The 17,482-nt window shown below is 50.5% G+C and carries 14 protein-coding genes; 4 read left to right on the top strand and 10 right to left on the bottom strand.

The window, feature by feature from the left end; translation table 11 throughout:
* Positions 1 to 37: 37 nt before the first annotated feature.
* The 3 genes from AACH41_RS05350 to cysK form a co-directional block, all read right to left on the bottom strand.
* Positions 38 to 907 carry an EAL domain-containing protein gene (locus AACH41_RS05350; protein ID WP_338657578.1) on the bottom strand — a complete coding sequence of 290 codons (870 nt, stop codon included), beginning with the start codon at positions 905 to 907 and terminating at the stop codon, positions 38 to 40.
* A 49-nt stretch (positions 908 to 956) separates the two neighbouring features.
* On the bottom strand, positions 957 to 1,937 hold the full coding sequence (locus AACH41_RS05345) for a sulfate ABC transporter substrate-binding protein (RefSeq protein ID WP_313984108.1): 981 nt from the start codon (positions 1,935 to 1,937) through the stop codon (positions 957 to 959).
* 187 nt (positions 1,938 to 2,124) lie between these two features.
* Complete coding sequence (gene cysK / locus AACH41_RS05340; RefSeq protein WP_338657289.1) at positions 2,125 to 3,111, bottom strand: cysteine synthase A; 987 nt, start codon at positions 3,109 to 3,111, stop codon at positions 2,125 to 2,127.
* A gap of 322 nt (positions 3,112 to 3,433) precedes the next feature.
* Between cysK and epsC the strand changes: the two genes are divergently transcribed.
* The 4 genes from epsC to AACH41_RS05320 all read left to right on the top strand — a co-directional run bounded on the left by epsC (position 3,434) and on the right by AACH41_RS05320 (position 8,690).
* Positions 3,434 to 4,336, top strand: a complete 903-nt coding sequence (epsC, locus tag AACH41_RS05335) for a serine O-acetyltransferase EpsC (RefSeq protein ID WP_338657577.1) — start codon at positions 3,434 to 3,436, stop codon at positions 4,334 to 4,336.
* Between the two features lie 47 nt (positions 4,337 to 4,383).
* Positions 4,384 to 5,298: a family 2A encapsulin nanocompartment shell protein gene (locus AACH41_RS05330; RefSeq protein ID WP_194747048.1), complete on the top strand. Its 915-nt coding sequence runs from the start codon at positions 4,384 to 4,386 to the stop codon at positions 5,296 to 5,298.
* The gene (locus tag AACH41_RS05325; RefSeq protein WP_338657286.1) at positions 5,285 to 7,198 is read left to right on the top strand and encodes a family 2A encapsulin nanocompartment cargo protein cysteine desulfurase; all 1,914 of its coding nucleotides are present in this window, start codon (positions 5,285 to 5,287) and stop codon (positions 7,196 to 7,198) included. Before AACH41_RS05330 ends, AACH41_RS05325 begins: the two co-directional genes overlap by 14 nt.
* A 172-nt stretch (positions 7,199 to 7,370) precedes the next feature.
* Positions 7,371 to 8,690, top strand: coding sequence for a TAXI family TRAP transporter solute-binding subunit (locus AACH41_RS05320; RefSeq protein ID WP_313984098.1), 1,320 nt, complete (start codon positions 7,371 to 7,373; stop codon positions 8,688 to 8,690).
* Positions 8,691 to 8,714: 24 nt separating this feature from the next.
* On the opposite strand, the gene AACH41_RS05315 is transcribed toward AACH41_RS05320, so the two are convergent.
* The 7 genes from AACH41_RS05315 to AACH41_RS05285 all read right to left on the bottom strand — a co-directional run bounded on the left by AACH41_RS05315 (position 8,715) and on the right by AACH41_RS05285 (position 17,401).
* The gene (locus tag AACH41_RS05315; protein ID WP_338657283.1) at positions 8,715 to 10,346 is read right to left on the bottom strand and encodes an EAL domain-containing protein; all 1,632 of its coding nucleotides are present in this window, start codon (positions 10,344 to 10,346) and stop codon (positions 8,715 to 8,717) included.
* A 246-nt stretch (positions 10,347 to 10,592) separates the two neighbouring features.
* Positions 10,593 to 12,245 carry an EAL domain-containing protein gene (locus AACH41_RS05310; RefSeq protein ID WP_313984093.1) on the bottom strand — a complete coding sequence of 551 codons (1,653 nt, stop codon included), beginning with the start codon at positions 12,243 to 12,245 and terminating at the stop codon, positions 10,593 to 10,595.
* Positions 12,246 to 12,416: 171 nt separating this feature from the next.
* On the bottom strand, positions 12,417 to 12,695 hold the full coding sequence (locus AACH41_RS05305; RefSeq protein ID WP_194747052.1) for a DUF2325 domain-containing protein: 279 nt from the start codon (positions 12,693 to 12,695) through the stop codon (positions 12,417 to 12,419).
* 80 nt (positions 12,696 to 12,775) lie between these two features.
* On the bottom strand, positions 12,776 to 13,783 hold the full coding sequence (locus AACH41_RS05300) for a sulfate ABC transporter substrate-binding protein (RefSeq protein WP_338657278.1): 1,008 nt from the start codon (positions 13,781 to 13,783) through the stop codon (positions 12,776 to 12,778).
* Positions 13,784 to 13,797: 14 nt separating this feature from the next.
* Complete coding sequence (locus AACH41_RS05295; protein WP_338657276.1) at positions 13,798 to 15,528, bottom strand: alginate export family protein; 1,731 nt, start codon at positions 15,526 to 15,528, stop codon at positions 13,798 to 13,800.
* A gap of 60 nt (positions 15,529 to 15,588) precedes the next feature.
* Positions 15,589 to 15,783, bottom strand: a complete 195-nt coding sequence (locus AACH41_RS05290; RefSeq protein WP_275356859.1) for a YezD family protein — start codon at positions 15,781 to 15,783, stop codon at positions 15,589 to 15,591.
* 157 nt (positions 15,784 to 15,940) lie between these two features.
* Positions 15,941 to 17,401 (bottom strand): porin, encoded by a 1,461-nt coding sequence (locus AACH41_RS05285; protein ID WP_338657274.1) that lies wholly within the window; start codon positions 17,399 to 17,401, stop codon positions 15,941 to 15,943.
* Between the last annotated feature and the right edge of the window lie 81 nt (positions 17,402 to 17,482).

The following is a 17,482-nucleotide window of genomic DNA, read 5'->3' as shown; positions in this document are numbered from 1 at the left end:
TTAATTTATAAGCGCCTGTTATATAAAGCGTGATGGATTAGGCAACTTTTGGCGTGCGGTGCTGGTATTGGTCATTAATGACCTTGGCCACCACCGGTGCGGCCAGCAAGTTGCCTTGCAACACTGTCGCCCCGGCTGAGATCGCAATATCCAGTTGCTGCTGGGTTTCAATGCCCACAATCACCGGCGTGCTGCCCAGATCCTGCACGCTGGATACAAGCCCCTTGAGCGCTTTGGCCAAGCCCGGTTGTTGCGCGGCCTGCTGAATCACAGAGACATCAAACTTGATAAAGTCATGCTGCACGCTCCACAAGCGGTATAACTTGCTTTGGTGGCCGCCGACATGATCAAACGCAATCTGATAGCCCAAAGCGCGGTAGTTCTCCACGGCAGCGATCAGGTGCTTGTCCTGCTCGATCAGCGACTCGTTGATCTCGAGCACAACGCGATGCGTAGGCACCGAATACTTATGCAGGATCTGCTCAAACACCTTGCCGTGCGCGCTGACCTCCAGCAGTAATTTCGGATGCACGTTTAAAAACAGCAAGCCGTTTTCCTGATGGATGGCCCGGTAATTGAGTACGTGCTGCGAGCGGCATACGCGGTCAAACTGCACCAGCTTGCCGGACTGCTCGGCATAGGTAAACGCAAACTCGGGGGTGCTGCCCAGGGTGCCAAACAATGAGGGACGAATCAGGGCTTCATAGCCATAAATATCCCCTTGTTTGGCATCGTAGATCGGCTGAAAAGCGGTTTTAAGATGAACACCGATAAAGGTGCTTTCATACTCGCCCGAGCTGGCCTCCAGCAGACCAAGCTCTTCCAGGTCCAGCGCAAGCACCTGTTTGAGTTCGGCACGCAATTGCACAATGTGCTCCGGCTCTGGGGATAACTGTTTTTGTGTCATCATGACTCCTTTCTGCGTTTAAGCATGCGCTAGGCAATTTTTTTAAACGCTATTTTTGATAAATCTGGTCGAAGATGCCGCCATCACTAAAATGCGTGTTTTCGGCTTCGTTCCAGCTGCCAAACACCTGTTTGACCGTAAATGTATTGAGCTTTTTAAAGCTGGGTTGCGCCACTTCAGCCACTTGCGGGCGCAAGTAATGTTTGGCAGCCAAAGCCTGACCCGCAGGTGAAAAGTGATACTCAAGATAGGCTTGTGCCAGCTTGCGCGTGCCTTTTCTATCCACCACCTTGTCTACCAGCGCCACCGGGTTCTCTGCCAGTACGGTCACGGACGGGTACACCAGCTCAAACTTGTCTTCCCCCAGCTCTTTTTGCAGCAGATAGGCCTCGTTTTCAAACGTCACCAGCACATCGCCAATCTCGCGCTGGGCAAACGTGGTAGTGGCGCCGCGGCCACCGGTATCCAGCACCGGCACATGTTTAAACACCTGGGTCACAAATTGGCGCGCCTTGCTGGCATCGCCGCCTTTTTGCGTGATATAGCCCCAGGCGCCCAGATAGCTATACTTGCCGTTACCCGAGGTTTTAGGGTTAGGAATCACCGCCGCCACACCGGGTCTGATCAAGTCGTCCCAGTCTTTAATCTGTTTGGGATTGCCTTTGCGGACCAGAAACACCGTGGGGGAAGCGCTGGGCACGCTGTTATTGGGTAATCTGCTCTGCCAGTTTGCCGGGATCAATTTGGCTTTTTGCGCCAAAATATCAATATCGGCGCTACGGTTCATGGTAATCACATCCGCAGGCAAGCCATCCACAACCGCACGCGCCTGCTTGGTAGAGCCGCCGTGTGACTGGTTAATGGTCACCGATTCACCGGTCTTTTCTTTCCAGTACTGGACAAAAGCCGGGTTGAATTCTTTATAAAACTCGCGGGTCACATCGTAAGAAACATTCAGCAATTCAGCAGCCTGCACAGGTGCTTGTAGCAGCGCAGCCCAGACCAGCAAGTGACGGATAAAAGACGACATAAACAACTCCCTGAACTTGATAGGGAGGCACTATAGCGGGAGTTTTATATTTTTAAAAAGAATAAAATATAATATATTTATAATTTTAAAGAATATAAAACTGAAGATGATAAAAAACGCCAGTGCAAGCACTGGCGTCTTAATCGCATGGTCTCAGCAAGGCGAAAAGCGGGAAACAGCGAGCAATTTAAGCGGCTGGCACACTGAGCCCTTGCTCGTCAAATATGCCGTCAAACAACACTGAACTCAAATAGCGCTCGCCGGAGTCTGGCAAAATCACCACGATGTGTTTACCCGCATGCTCAGGCAGAGCCGCATACCTGACCGCTACCGCGACCGCCGCCCCGCAGGAAATACCGGCCAGAATGCCCTCCTCGCGTGCCAGTCTTCTGGCGAATGCAATCGCTTCTTCATTGGTCACTTGTGCAATGTCATCCACCAGACTTAAATCCAGGATATCCGGCACAAAGCCTGCGCCTATGCCTTGAATTTTGTGCGGTGCCGGCGCGAGTGCTTGACCTGCCCTAAACTGCGTCAACACCGGACTGGCTGCCGGTTCTACCGCAACAGAGAGGATGTTCTTATGCTGCGTCTGTTTAAAATAGCGGGAAACGCCCGTAATGGTGCCGCCGGTGCCCACCCCTGAAACCAGAATATCCACCTCGCCATTGGTATCGCGCCAGATTTCGGGGCCTGTGGTTTGTTCATGAATGGCCGGATTGGCCGGATTTTTGAACTGTTGCAACAACACATAACGTGCTGGATCCGCGGCGGCAATTTCTTCTGCCTTGGCCACGGCGCCTTTCATGCCTTTGGCGCCTTCAGTCAGCACCAATTTGGCACCATATGCAATCAGCAATTTACGCCGCTCCAGGCTCATGGTCTCCGGCATGGTTAAGGTAATGGGAATGCCCCGTGCAGCGGCGACAAAAGCCAGCGCGATGCCGGTATTGCCGCTGGTAGGCTCTACGATTTCTTTCCCAGGACCCAGCAAGCCTTTTTGTTCTGCATCCCAGATCATGGCCGCACCGATGCGGCACTTGACGGAATAAGCCGGGTTACGGCCTTCTATTTTGGCAAAAATGGTGGCCTGACCAGGGGCGGTCAGGCGGTTCAGGCGCACTAAGGGCGTATTGCCGATGGACTGTGCATTGTCATTAAACCATTGTGACATAAAGCGCTCTTCAAATAAAAACAGTCACTGTAGTTTAAAAAGCGCTGGAATAAATTAAAAATAATTTTTTAATTGGAAAATATATTGAATAGTTATATCAATGCCTGGTGTTTGACCCCATCTAGGCCACTAATAACAGAAACACATAATCTAATAAGCAACGATTCTAGTCGCCACCCTGTTCAACTCCAGCAGATTATTCTATAGTGGAAAAAGATTCATGCTGACCAGTCAACTGGAAGCCAGTGTCCCGCAAGGGCCACTGGCTTTTTTTTCGCCTGTCGTCAGCGATCGCGTACTTACTATGACTAAGGAATCCACGATGCAAGAAATTGCCATCGAGCACATCGTGCAACAACTGGCGGGCATCCGCGAACATGCATTGCAACAACGCCAGCGCTTGACACAACCACCAAAGCTGCCTTCACGTAAAGTGCTGGCCAGATGCGTGGAGGGCTTGGCTGCGGCGCTGTTCCCCAACCGGCTGGGTGATTCTGATATTCAGCCACATGCCATTAACTTTTATGTGGGGACCACGCTGGATAAAGCTCTGCGTGAATTGCAGCAACAAATCCGTCTTGAGCTTGCGTTTAAAGCGCCGGGGACCGCCGCCAGCCAGTTCAATGCACAATCACATGCCCTCACGCAAACCTTTGCCGAGCAATTGCCTGCGATTCGCCAGCAGCTAGATACCGATCTTGAAGCCGCTTATCAAGGCGATCCGGCCGCGGACAGCGTGGATGAAATTCTGGTCAGCTATCCCGGCATTCTGGCGCTGATTCATTACCGGCTGGCGCATGTTTTACATCGCTTGGGCTTGACCATTACGGCACGCCTGATCACCGAAATTGCCCATTCGCAAACCGGCATTGATATCCACCCCGGCGCACGTATCGGTGATTACTTTTTTATTGATCATGGCACCGGCGTGGTCATAGGTGAGACGGCGATTATTGGTAACCACGTCCGCCTTTACCAGGCAGTCACCCTGGGTGCAAAGAACTTTCCCAAAGATGCCAATGGCCATCTGGTGAAGAAATTTGAACGCCACCCCATTCTGGAGGATTACGTGGTGGTGTATGCCGGGGCCACCATTCTGGGCCGTATCACCATAGGAAAACATTCGATTATTGGCGGCAATGTCTGGGTTACGCGCAGCGTGCCTGCCAACAGTCACCTCACACAAGCGCATTCGGATGCCAAACCGATTCCGGCTGCCGCTTGATTTTTAACTATTGCAACCTATTCATAGTTGCACTTTAAGGAGACCTTATGTCAGAACAACCTTTTCAGAGCGCTTTGGGCGATGTCGCTGCCCGCACGCTTGCCAATGCTACCAAATCGGTACCCATGCTCAGCACCATCAGCCCGCGCTGGCTGGTGCATTTGCTCAACTGGGTACCCGTTGAAGCCGGTATTTACCGTGTCAACAAGGCCAAAGACCCCAACGCCATTACTGTCGACTGCTCCAACAAAGATGAAAAAGAACTGCCAGCAACCTTTGTCGATTATGAAGAATGGGGCCGTGAATATGTGCTAAACGCGGTGAATACCGTGGTCGATGTGCATACCCGCGTGTCTGACCTGTATAGCAGCCCGCACAACCAGATCAAAGAGCAACTGCGCCTGACTATTGAAGTAGTCAAAGAACGCCAGGAAAGCGAACTGATCAACAACAAAGAGTACGGCCTGCTCAACAATGTGGCCAAATCACAAACCATCAAAACCCGTAATGGTTACCCAACACCGGATGACCTGGATGAGCTGCTGACCAAAGTCTGGAAAGAACCTGCGTTTTTCCTGGCGCACCCGAAAGCAATTGCCGCCTTTGGCCGTGAGTGCACCCGCCGTGGCGTGCCACCCCCAACCGTTTCCTTATTCGGCTCACAATTCTTGACCTGGCGTGGTGTTCCACTGATTCCTAGCGACAAACTACCTATCGTCAACGGCAAATCCAAAATCTTGCTGCTACGTGTAGGCGAGAGCAAGCAAGGCGTGATTGGCTTGTATCAACCGAACTTGCCAGGCCAGCAAACCATGGGCCTGTCAGTACGTTTTATGGGCATTAACCATAAAGCGATTGCTTCTTACTTGGTCTCGCTGTATTGCTCACTGGCCGTGCTGACCGAAGACGCGATTGCCGTCCTGGAAGATGTCGGAGTTGATCATTACTATGACTACAAGTAATTCATTCGGCCTGACTTTAACTGATGGCGCCAGTTTTGAGCCTGAGGCCATCTTGGCCTCATTGCCGGGTGAGCATCCCAAGATGACTGCTGCGCTAGGTGTAGGACGCGAACTGGAAAACACAGGTGTGCTGGATACCGCCACGCTGACGCAACTGGTCAACGACCTCTACGCTGAAGGGTTTCCGGCGACGGCACCGTTTGCGGCAGCAGACCTGGCGCAATCGTTGGCGGCTTCGCATGCCCCACAGCCATCTGTCCCGCCTACAGACTCATTGACCACCAAGCTGGTCAATGTGGGTGGCACAGGTGGTGTGGCCTCACCGAGTTATGCGCAAACGCAGGCGCAACCCGTCACCCAGCAGGCGCAAGCGCAGCAGCTCACGTATGTGCCTGGCATTGAAGCCTTGGGTAGCGACCCGTTACATAACCATCCGGCCCACCTGAATGTATTGCAGCCCGAGGCTGCTTTTCTGACTCCTGGCTCATTTGCCGGGACGGGCATTGAGATTCCTTACCAGCAGGAGCTGGATCGCTGGCTGGGGGCGGGTGCAATACAGTCCCCACCGTCTGCGGCCTCCTCCCAAACTGCGGCTAAACCGCCGGTAGCCGGCGCGCAATCGTTTTACTTTTTGCAGGCCGAACCCGGGTTGACGGGCAGCCTGCCGGCTTCCGCGCATCCGGCATTTGATGTGCATGCGGTACGGCGTGACTTTCCCATCCTAAATGAGCGGGTGAATGGCCGCCAGTTGGTCTGGTTTGACAATGCGGCGACCACGCAAAAACCACAAGTCGTCATCGACCGCGTGAGTTATTTTTACCAGCACGAAAACTCCAATATTCACCGGGCCGCCCATGCGCTGGCCGCGCGCGCGACGGATGCGTATGAAGAAGCGCGCGAAACCGTGCGTCGTTTTATCAATGCGCCCTCGGTGAATCAGGTCGTTTTTGTACGCGGGACCACGGAAGCGATTAACCTGGTCGCCAAAACCTGGGGCAAAAAACATCTGGGGCAAGGCGATGAAATTGTGGTCTCACATCTGGAACATCACGCCAATATCGTGCCCTGGCAGCAATTGTGTCAGGAAACGGGGGCGGTGCTGAAAGTGATTCCGGTGGATGACAGTGGCCAGATTCTGCTGGAGGAATACCAGAAACTGCTGACGGCAAAAACCAAGCTGGTGTCATTTACCCAGGTATCAAATGCGTTGGGGACGGTCACGCCTGCTCAGGAAATGATTGCAATGGCTCACAGGGCGGGCGCAAAAGTGCTACTGGATGGCGCGCAATCGGTGTCACATATGCGGACCGATGTACAAACGCTGGATGCTGACTTTTTTGTGTTCTCCGGGCATAAAATCTTTGGCCCCACCGGCATTGGTGCCTTGTATGGCAAAGCGGACGTGCTGCAAGACATGCCTGCCTGGCAAGGCGGCGGCAACATGATACAAGATGTCACCTTTGAAAAAACGGTGTATCACGCGGCCCCGGCCAAATTTGAAGCAGGCACGGGTAATATCGCCGATGCGGTAGGATTAGGTGCCGCCTTGCAGTATGTGGAACGGCTAGGCATCGAAAATATCGCCGCCTATGAGCATGCCCTGCTGGAGTATGCCACGGCAGCCATGTGCCAGATCCCCAATCTGCGCCTGATCGGGACAGCCAAACATAAGGCCAGTGTGCTGTCTTTTGCACTCAAGGGCTATCAAAGCGAAGAGGTGGGCGCAGCGCTCAATGAAGAAGGCATCGCCGTGCGTTCTGGCCATCATTGTGCACAGCCGATTTTGCGTCGCTTTGGTGTTGAAACCACCGTACGGCCGTCATTGGCGTTTTACAACACTTATGATGAAATCGACCGCATGATTGCGGTGTTACAGCGCTTGGCGTCCTATCACGCCTAGTCTAGCCGCGTAACATAGCTCATCCCCTGCCCGTGCAGCGTGCGCATTGCAAAGGCAGGGGATTGTTTTTATGTTGCCCGCCAAGATTGTGACATTCGCGGCAAGCCTCTGTAGAATCGCAATGCATAGCTCGCTGTGAGTGCGATTTTTATAACCAGACGCCAGATAACCGATGAAATTTGATCCGCGCAACAACAAATTTACCGCCATCTTCACCCGCGAAATGCTGGAAGCCACGCTCCCCTCCTTCCTGCTCATTTGCCTGGCACTGTTTTTTGCTTACAAATTCATAGACCCTGCACCCCCACGCAATATTGTGATTGCCACCGGCGAAGCGGACCTCAATTACAATGCGTTTGCCGCGATTTATGGCGTCTATCTTAAAAAAGAAGGCATTCATCTGCAGATACGCAAAACGGCAGGGGATGATGAAAACCTGCGTTTGCTCAAGGACCCTGACTCCAACGTAGATATTGCATTCATTCAAGATGGCATGGCGCATAGTGAAGGCGCAGGCTCACTGTTGTCATTAGGCAGCCTGTACTACCAGCCGGTATGGATTTTTTGCCGCGGCAAAACTGAAACCACCCATTTATCGGCCCTCAAAGGCAAACGCATCGGCGTCGGCTATCCAGGCAGCGGCAGTCATTTTCTGGCAAATACGCTGTTGACTGAAAGTGGCATCAATGCCAGCAACAGCACCTTGGTCACCATAGGTGCCGAAGAAGCAGTGGCGGCCCTGCAGTCAGGCAAGCTCGATGCCGCTTTTTTTGTGGATGTTGCCAACTCAAGCCTGGTCCGCGAGCTCATTGCAGACAAGCATCTGACCATGGTAAGTATGGACACCGCTGAAGCCTTTTCACGCAAGTTTGCGTTTATGCATCACCTGGTGCTGCCAGAAGGCGCCATGGACCTGGCGCGCAATATTCCCAGCCACGATGTGCATCTGGTGGCGCCAACCGCGACGCTGGTGATCAAGGACAGCATGCATCCGGCGCTGATTTACCTGATGATGAAAGTGATTGCCGAGGTGCATGGTGGCCCAAGCATGTTTAACGGCAAGGGAGAATTCCCTTCTGCCAAGGATACGGATTTTCCGATCAGCACGCAGGCGCTGAATTTCTACAAATCCGGCCTGCCGATTATTGATAAATACCTGCCATTTTGGGCAGCCACCTTTGTTAATCGCACGCTGATTGTGATTTTGCCTTTGTTGGCGTTACTGATCCCGCTCACCAAAATTATCCCGATGGTGTATGTGTGGCTGGTCAAGCGCAAACTGTTCCGTTATTACGGCGAGCTACGCTTTCTGGATACCCAGTTGCAAGAGATCAAATCGGCTGAAGATGTCCGTCAGTGCCTGGATAAACTCAATGAAATTGAAACCAAGGTGGTCAACGTCAAGCTACCGGTGCCTTTTTCACAATATGCTTACGAGTTGCGTGCGCATATTGAGCTGGTTCGCTCCAAACTCAATCAGCGCACGTTTTAGGCACAAGCCTTAAACGCACAAAGCTCAGGCAAGGTCTGCCCGATTGCGCATCCAGTCTTGCAAGGCCTGTGCGGTCATCGGCTTGGCATATAAAAAGCCCTGCACAAAATCACAGCCCAGTGCCTTCAGATAGTCTGCCTGGGCTTCGGTTTCCACCCCCTCGGCCACAATCTGGTAATGCAGGTTTTTGCCTAAGACCACAATGGCACTAATCACCGCCTCTGAGCGCTCTTTGCCGGGAATGTCATTGACAAAAGACCTATCCACTTTCAGGTAATCCCCCGGAATATCACGCAAATAAGCCAGGCAGGAATAACCGGTGCCAAAGTCATCAATCGCCAGTTTAATGCCGTGCTGTTTGAGTTTCTGCAGGCGCTCGTTGCCCGTGCAGTCGGCATGAATAAACGCACTCTCGGTCAGCTCAATTACCAGGCGCTCAGGCGCCAGGCCAGTCTCTTGCAGTACCAGCAACACATATTCGGCAAAACAGGGGGTATTTAACTGCAAGGGGGAGACGTTGACCGAGACTTTGGCCCGACTCAATTCACCGGTAGTCCAGGAGGCCGCTTGTGCACACGCGGCTTTGAGTACCCAGGCACCCATGGGCACAATCAGCCCGGTCAACTCGGCCACACCGATAAACTGATTCGGCGACACGACCCCACGCTTGGGATGTTGCCAGCGAATCAAGGCTTCAACGCCCACCAGTTTACCGGTCTCAAAATCCAGCTGCGGTTGATACACCAGATAAAACGCTTCTTGCGCAATCGCAGCCTCCAGTTCACTGGCAAAAGCCAGGTCTTCTGGGGGCAACACCTGCTCATGCATCACCCCTTTGTGATAATAGGTCAAAGTCATCACAATGATGATTAAAATCAGTGCAGCAGTGATAATGATGGGCGTCAGGCGAAGATCGTTATCAAAAAAAACGCCCACCCCTCCCAGAACAATCGCACATGTAATCAAGATGCAGACGATCCATCTCAGATGCTTGCCAGTGTCATCCAGCAACAACAGGTAACTCATGGGGGTAGCGGTGATCTGCCTTGCCAGCAAGGCCGCCGCACACAGCGAGCCACCAATCGTGGTCAACAGTGAGAGCTGACCGTAAGCGTGCGGGATACGATAAGCCCAGGCCAGCAAGCCAATGACTGGCATCAAAACGGCAATACTCAGCAAGACCTGGCTGGCGCGATTGCAATGGCGATGATGCAGCACAGCTGCGAGCAACACTAACATGGCCATGCCCAGATCAAAAACCATATTGCCCTGCTGGTCAGCGAACAATGTGGCGAGCGTCGCCCAGCCGTTGTTGAATGTGACATCGCTGCTTCTGACATAGAGCTGGCACAGAAAACCGGCAGCGACAATCAGGATCAGGCCACCAATCACGCGCTTTTGATGCCAGGTCTGGTACACCACCCCCAGGCTGGCGAACATGAAGATCAGGTATGCACTGCTTTGCACTAAAAACAGGCTTGCCGCAGAGTGTACTGGCAAAAACGGTAGTCCCCACAACACAGTGACAATACTGACAATTGCCAGCCAGGGAGCAAACTTTTGCACCGTTCTTAAAAACCGGTGCCGCATATATATCTGCTGTGTTGAAGTTGCGTGATGACGCTCAGTAGACCAGTCAATACTGGAAACTGACATAGTGCTCCCCCTAATCTTGATCTATTCTGATCCTGTGCGGGCACAGGCCATGTCATTCACTATAGGCGAAACGAATGGATACCAAAGTAAAATAAAATGGCACATTTCTACTCTTTATATCAAATTAATTGATACTCATGAGTGATTCGCTATAAAACAGATAGTTTTTATAGCAGAATGGAAGCAAGCTAAACGAGGGAAAAAGTCCTGACCATGGGAGGTCAAGTCATGATCAGTCAATGCAAATCAGGTGAGCGTTTCAGGTTGTGCCACAGAGACCCATTGTGGCAGCGCATCGGCTTCAAGGGGTTTGGCATACAAAAAGCCTTGCACAATATCGCAGCCGATTGACTTGAGGAAATCAGCCTGTGCCTGGGTTTCTACCCCTTCGGCAATAATGCGGTAATCCAGGCTTTTGCCCAGGCTGACGATCGCCTGAATCACGGCTTCTGCTTTATTGTGACCAGGCAGCTCCATCACGAATGAACGGTCTACCTTGAGATAATCGCCCGGAATATCACGCAAATAAGACAGGCAGGAATAGCCAGTCCCAAAATCATCAATGGCCAGTTTGATGCCTGCTTCTTTGAGCTGATGCATCAGACGCGCATTCTCACCGTCATCCTGTACAAAAGAGCTTTCGGTCAACTCAATCACCAGCCGTTCTGGCGCGAGCCCGGTGTCTTGCAGAATCTGCATGATCTCTTCTACCAAAGTGCCAGACTTAAGTTGCAATGCAGAGACGTTGACAGACACCTCTATCTTGCCGAGCACCGGATGATCCTTCCACTGAGCAGCCTGTGCACAGGCCGTTTGCATGATCCATTTGCCCAAAGGCACAATCAACCCGGTCAACTCGGCCACCCGAATGAATTTCTCCGGGGAAATAATGCCTTTTTCAGGATGGCGCCAGCGAACCAATGCTTCCACCCCTTTCAGTTTGCCCGTCTTAAAATCGACCTGCGGCTGATACATCATAAAAAACTGCTGATTATCCAGCGCGGTCTCGACCTGGCTGGCGAAATCCATATCGGTTGCGGGCAGTACCTTTTCGCTGACCTGCCCCTGGTGATAATAAGTCACCGACAGGGTATAAATGATGGCGATCAAGGAAACCAGCACCACGAGAGGCAAGCCGCGCATATTGTCACCAAACATCACGCCGGCCCTGGCCAGCAAAATGGCGCAGATACTTAACAACAAGATACTGGAGCGAATCTGTTTACCGGTATCGTCCATCAGCAACAGGTAACTCATGGGCGGATGCGACGCCTGCTTGGCGAGCAAGCCAAACGCACAGAGCATGCCGCTCAAGGTGGTCAGCGGGGACATCACACCATAAGGATTAGCAATGCCGCAGAGCAACCCTAGCAACGGAATCAAAGGAATCATGACCGCAATACACAGCATGCCCTGACTGGCAGCAACATAATGATGCCGCTGGAAAAGATAGGAGACTGCAATCAGACAGGCCAACACACCACCGGCAATAAACTCCCAACTGTTGGAAGGTGCATGCAGACCGGTTTGGCCTGAGGCACGCAAGATGCTGGCGGTATCGTTAAAATCGGCGGCATAGGGTGACAGTTGCACCACAAACAAACTGATGGTCACCAGCGACATGGTTAGCATGGCCAGGTTGTTGCGGCCATTTTCGAGCAGCAGATTGTAGCTGACCAAAATAAAGGTCAGGTAAGTCAACAATTGCGCGAGCCAGATATTGTTATCTACATCCAGCAAATAATGAGGAAAACCTAACAAGCCGCACACCATGCTGGTCATCGCCAGAAAATGCGTATTGTCTTGCACCTTTCGGACAAGACGATGCCGCATAAACTGCCGCTGTGTGGTGTTTTCGTTGAGTGGCGCTGCCAGCTCGCCAATCCCGTTCTGACTCATTATCAACCCTTAAAAACCTTGACGACTCAATGTTGCGCACATGTTAAAAAACATGTGTGAGCAATGTCATTAAACCTTAAAACTTACCTGTTTTAACGGTCAATAAAGGGGATATATTTAGAGCAGATTTAAAATAAGCTGGTCTCGCCGGTCGCAATCACCACGCACGAATCAAGCCGCTTCTAATACACGCTGCATGCCATCCGCACTGTTACGGGTATAAACGACTTTGAGTCCGCGCTTATGTGCGACATGCTTGATGCGATACATCATGGAATGATTGAGCCAGCCGGTGACCAGCACAATCACGTTGACGTTAACAGGTAACTCGCGCTTGACGTCGCCGGGTTTTCTGCCCGTCCAGTGATCAATTTTATCAATCCCCTGTGCGTGCAACACCTGTTTGATGCCCTCTATACGGTCACCACCAATGACTAATGCTTTTGACATGAAACATTCTCCTGTTGTAGAGAAAGAAAAAGGCATTGGGTAAATGCCTTTTTCTAAAATGAACTGCTGAATTTCAATGCTTACTTCTGGTAAATCTCGTCGAACACACCACCATCGGCAAAGTGTGTTTTCTGCGCCTTTTGCCAACCGCCAAACGCCTCGTCAATCTTGATCAAATTGACTTTAGGAAACTGTTTTTCGTATTTTTTGGCCACAGATTCCAGCGTCGGACGATAATAGTTTTTGGCTGCAATTTCCTGGCCCTCTTCACTGTACAAGTATTCCAGATAGGCTTTGGATACCGCTTCAGTGCCATGACGCTTGGCATTCTTGTCGACTACAGTCACCGGTGGCTCCGCCAGAATAGACAGTGAAGGCACGACCAGATCAAACTTGTCCGGCCCCAGCTCCTTGAGCGCGAGGAAAGCCTCGTTTTCCCAAGCCAGCAACACATCGCCAATACCACGCTCCACAAAGGTCGTGGTTGCGCCACGCGCACCGCTATCTAACACCGGCACGTTTTTAAACAGTTTTTTCAAAAACTCTTTGGCTTTAGCCTCGTCGTTATTGTTTTGCTTGAGCGCATAACCGTAGGCCGCCAGGTAGTTCCAACGCGCCCCGCCAGAAGTTTTGGGGTTAGGCGTAATCACCGAGGTGCCTGGTTTAACCAAGTCACTCCAGTCCTTGATGTTTTTCGGGTTGCCTTTACGCACCAGAAACACAATGGTCGAGGTATAAGGCGAACTGTTGTGCGGCAGACGTTTCTGCCAGTCCGGGCCAAACAAACGGCCTTTGCTGCCAATCTCGTCAATGTCATAAGACAACGCCAGCGTCACCACATCGGCCTGCAGGCCATCAATGACGGAACGTGCCTGCTTGCCAGAGCCTCCATGTGACTGCTTGACGATGACGTTGTCGCCCGTCTTGGCTTTCCAATATTTGGCAAAGGCTTCGTTGTAGTCTTGATACAACTCACGCGTCGGGTCGTAAGACACATTGAGCAGATTCACATCGGCCGCCCAAACTGCCAACGGGGCAACGAAGGTCGCAACGACAAATAGCTGCTTAATTTTTTGATGAAGTTTCATGTATATCCTTTAAGCTAGAAGCCTAGCAGGGTCAATTCTGTGTAGAAAAAGTCTGAGCTCAGTGAGCGCGTAGGGTCATTGTTGTTTGAAGCAATCTTGATTGCATCTTTGACAAAATCACCGGCCCAGAAGTGTGCGTAGCCTAAATTAAGTGAGGCGTACTGATTCAAGGGGAAGCGAATTCTCAAATCAACCTCCTTACCCAAATCTGTCCCAGAGCGACCACTGACATCTTGTAAGTTACTCCCAGCAGACCAGCTGGCAGTTGCATCATCCAATCGATACCAGCTAAAGCCTGTATCAACCTTTACATTCTCCAAAAATGGGACTTTAGGATCGAACTCTGCCCGCACTTTGGTCGCACGAATATTATTCATTTGAATGTAGTCATTGTTAGACCAGGGACGGGCAAAACCAAACAAGCGATCAAAGCCCTGATTGTCTGAGGTGTCTCTGGAACTACTACCGCCAGAAACATGATCACCAGTCGCTACACCGTAAGAAGCACTAAAACGGGGTTTCCAAAGATGTTTGTTAAAGGTATACCCGACCTCAGCGTTGTAGGCATAAGCATCTTGATCAACAGTAATATACCGGCCATTAGCTAAAGAGAGTGATTGCGCGCTGCTCGTCACAAAGCGTTGTACATGCCCCCACTGCTTGTTATAGCTCACATCATAGTCCCACTGTGTGCCGGGCAAGATGCCGAAAACGCGAATACCACCCGTACTAATTTCGCGATCCACTTGTGCCTGTGCCTGTCTTACCGCGTTATACCAGGCACGATTAGCGTACTCCACACCATTGCCGTCATACTTGACCCTGCTACCATCCTGCTTCAAGTAAAAGTAGTATGGCTGAATGGTGACGTACTCAGACCAGCCACGCCAATCACCTACCAAGCCATAAAAGTGCTGGGCATGATCGACTTGATCTAATTGATTAGCAAACCGTTGTACCGGTTGCACTGCGAAGGCTTCCAGTTGCCAGTCATTTTTCTTTTCACCGATATTGGCGCGTATACCCTGGAATGAGTTCGTCGTGTTACGCCACTCGTTGCGCGCAATCAGACGACGATCCAGATCTTCCCAGGCCAAGCGGCCACCGCGCACCCAAAATGGACGGCTATTGCCTAAATCATCTTTGCCAAAAATGCTTTCTTTAAAATAGAGCTCCAAGTAGCCTTGGATGAAGTCCGCATGGTCGATATCTTTGGGGTCATTAGAAATTCTCGGGTCGCTAAAACCGTTGTAATCGCTGTGATTCCGGCGGGAGTCCTGCACCTCCACTGCAAAACGGAAAGGATCCAGGATATTCTTCAAGCCGAGGTAAGCCCGTGTACGCAACAAAATAGGTTCATCAATGTTTTCTTGTGCACGACGGAAGTCATTTTGGCGGCTTTCAAAACGCGCACGATGTTCAAAGCCGATATCCAGCCAATCCACATCAGCGAAGGAATCGTAATCCTTGAGCCAGGTTTTATTCAGCTGCCTGACATAGCGAGGTGGCTCGGTTTCTTTTTGTGTGCCATAGCTGCGACGTTCAACGTAATAACCATTTGCAGCTTTGGCAGCGGCCTTTTCCTCAGCTTTAATCTCTGCAAGGCGTGCCTTGATCTTTTTCTGCTGCTCAGTATCCTCTACTTGTGTCTCCGCAAGCGGTGCCTCTTCTGCCAAGGCCACGCCCCCTCCCAACCACCACAAGCTTGCGGTCGCCAGTGCGAGACTAATTTTTTTAAACTGCATGTAATTCTCCCGAAATTGAATGACTTCCAGCGGCCTGGTCAGTGTTTACTAAACTATTAATTACTTTTTGGATTTGGTTTGATGATCAAAGCGGACTTTTTCGCGTCGCTCAATTTGCGTCACCCGGCCATCGTGTATCGTGATTTCGATGGAACCATAGCCAGTATCCTGCTGTACCGCAGCGATCGCGGAAGCAACCACCGCCAACACTGCGGAGTCTGCTGCGCTATCAGTTTTGTGTTGTTCTGTAGACATGCTGCCTCTCACCACATTGAATGAACAGCATTATTTCAGACTATTTATATTTTAAAAAATAATTATTCGTTATTTTTATATTACATTTAACTATATAAGGAGTAAAAAAAATCCCGCATCACTGCGGGATTTGAGTTTGAGATTCGTACGGAAAAAGTTAGAAGTTGTACTGCAGTTGAACGCGCAAAGCCTCGGCCTTGAAGTTTTCGTAATCTGTTCTAGCAGCCAAGTTGTTCGCTGCACTCGCTGTGGAACGGTTACCTGTCACCAAGTTTGTACGGTTCATACGGTGATAAACAGCAGTTAACTCCAGCTCAGGGGCTAATTGCCACTCAAGACCCAACTCCCAATCGTTCACATGGTTTTCAGGTGAGTTTGTTTCAGCTTTATTGTAGCCATCAAAGTATTGCCATTTGATAAATGGAATCAATGTGCCATTCGTACTGAGGAACTGGAAGTTGTCGATTTTATACATGGCTTGCACATACCCGCCATTCAGGCTTTTCTTTTCAATCACATTCTTAGTGATATCGAGACCTGGCGTGTTACCCCAGTTCCATTCGGCTTGTAAGCCAAAGGGTTGCGGATACATGATAAAACTCACACCAACGCGTTCATCATCAATCCCATTTCTGCCTGAAAGTGGTGTTCCGGTACCTAATGTAGGCGTTGCTGATGCAAGTGAACCATTAGCTAAGCGACGATTGTAAGCACCCGTAGTAGACACATACTCACCTTTATAAGCCTGAATACCAGCTTCATAAATTTGTCCACTTTGTGTTTTCCATGGGTAAGTCAAACGAGAAACTACATGGTAATTATCATTTTGTTCACGAGCATTGGCTCCTTGACCGTTATACAAACCAATACCGAACATGCCATAGTTACCAGAATGTTTAAGACCACTCTTGTTTATTTCCTCAAACAAAGCCTGAATATTTGTAGGTGTGTAGTAGTAGAAAACACCTAAGTCACGCTCATCACGCACGGCACTGTTTAAAGCATCATTCCGATCTAGTGCTAAACGATTTGAGGAGGACTGTAAGTTTTCAAAACCGTAAGGAACTTTAGATTGACCAACACGGAATCGGTGAACTTTTTCTTTGTCAATATTTACGTCACCATAAGCATCGCGAAGTTGGGCAAAGTTATTCGCTCCATTTGCGTTTGAGTTTGAAGTGCCACCAACAGAGCTCGCAAAATCTGGTTGAATGTAGTAACTTAAATGATCGCCATAATCACCAAAAATAATCACGCGAGCACGACGAATCAAGAAGTTTTTGTCAGCATCACCCAACGATTTGTCGTCACCAACTGAACGGTCAGACCACAAGTTAACACCTTCGTCACCACCCAGCATGGTAGTGTTGCGGGTTTGTACGTAACCACGGATATTCACGCGGCTAGTCCAGTTTTTCTTTTCTTTTTTCTTCTGGACTTCCACTTCGTTATCGCGGCCTTTCATGAGCAAGGCGCCTTCTTCTTCAGTCAATACGCCTTTTGACACGAGTGCTTGCACCAGATCAACGGTAGAGTCTGCCATCGCGGTCAGTGATAAACTTGCAAGCAAGCCACCAGCCAACGCCGCAGATAAAATGCGGTGTAATTTTGAATTCATAAATTTTCCCTGATTGAATATTTCTATAAACAACGGGGCGTATTTTGAAGAACAAATATGACACTTTAATGACAAACCTTA

The sequence above is a fragment of the Methylophilus sp. DW102 genome, from assembly GCF_037076555.1.
Lineage (GTDB): Bacteria > Pseudomonadota > Gammaproteobacteria > Burkholderiales > Methylophilaceae > Methylophilus > Methylophilus glucosoxydans.
Note: the sequence above shows the minus strand (reverse complement) of the source record. Positions and strands in the feature narration are given on the sequence as shown.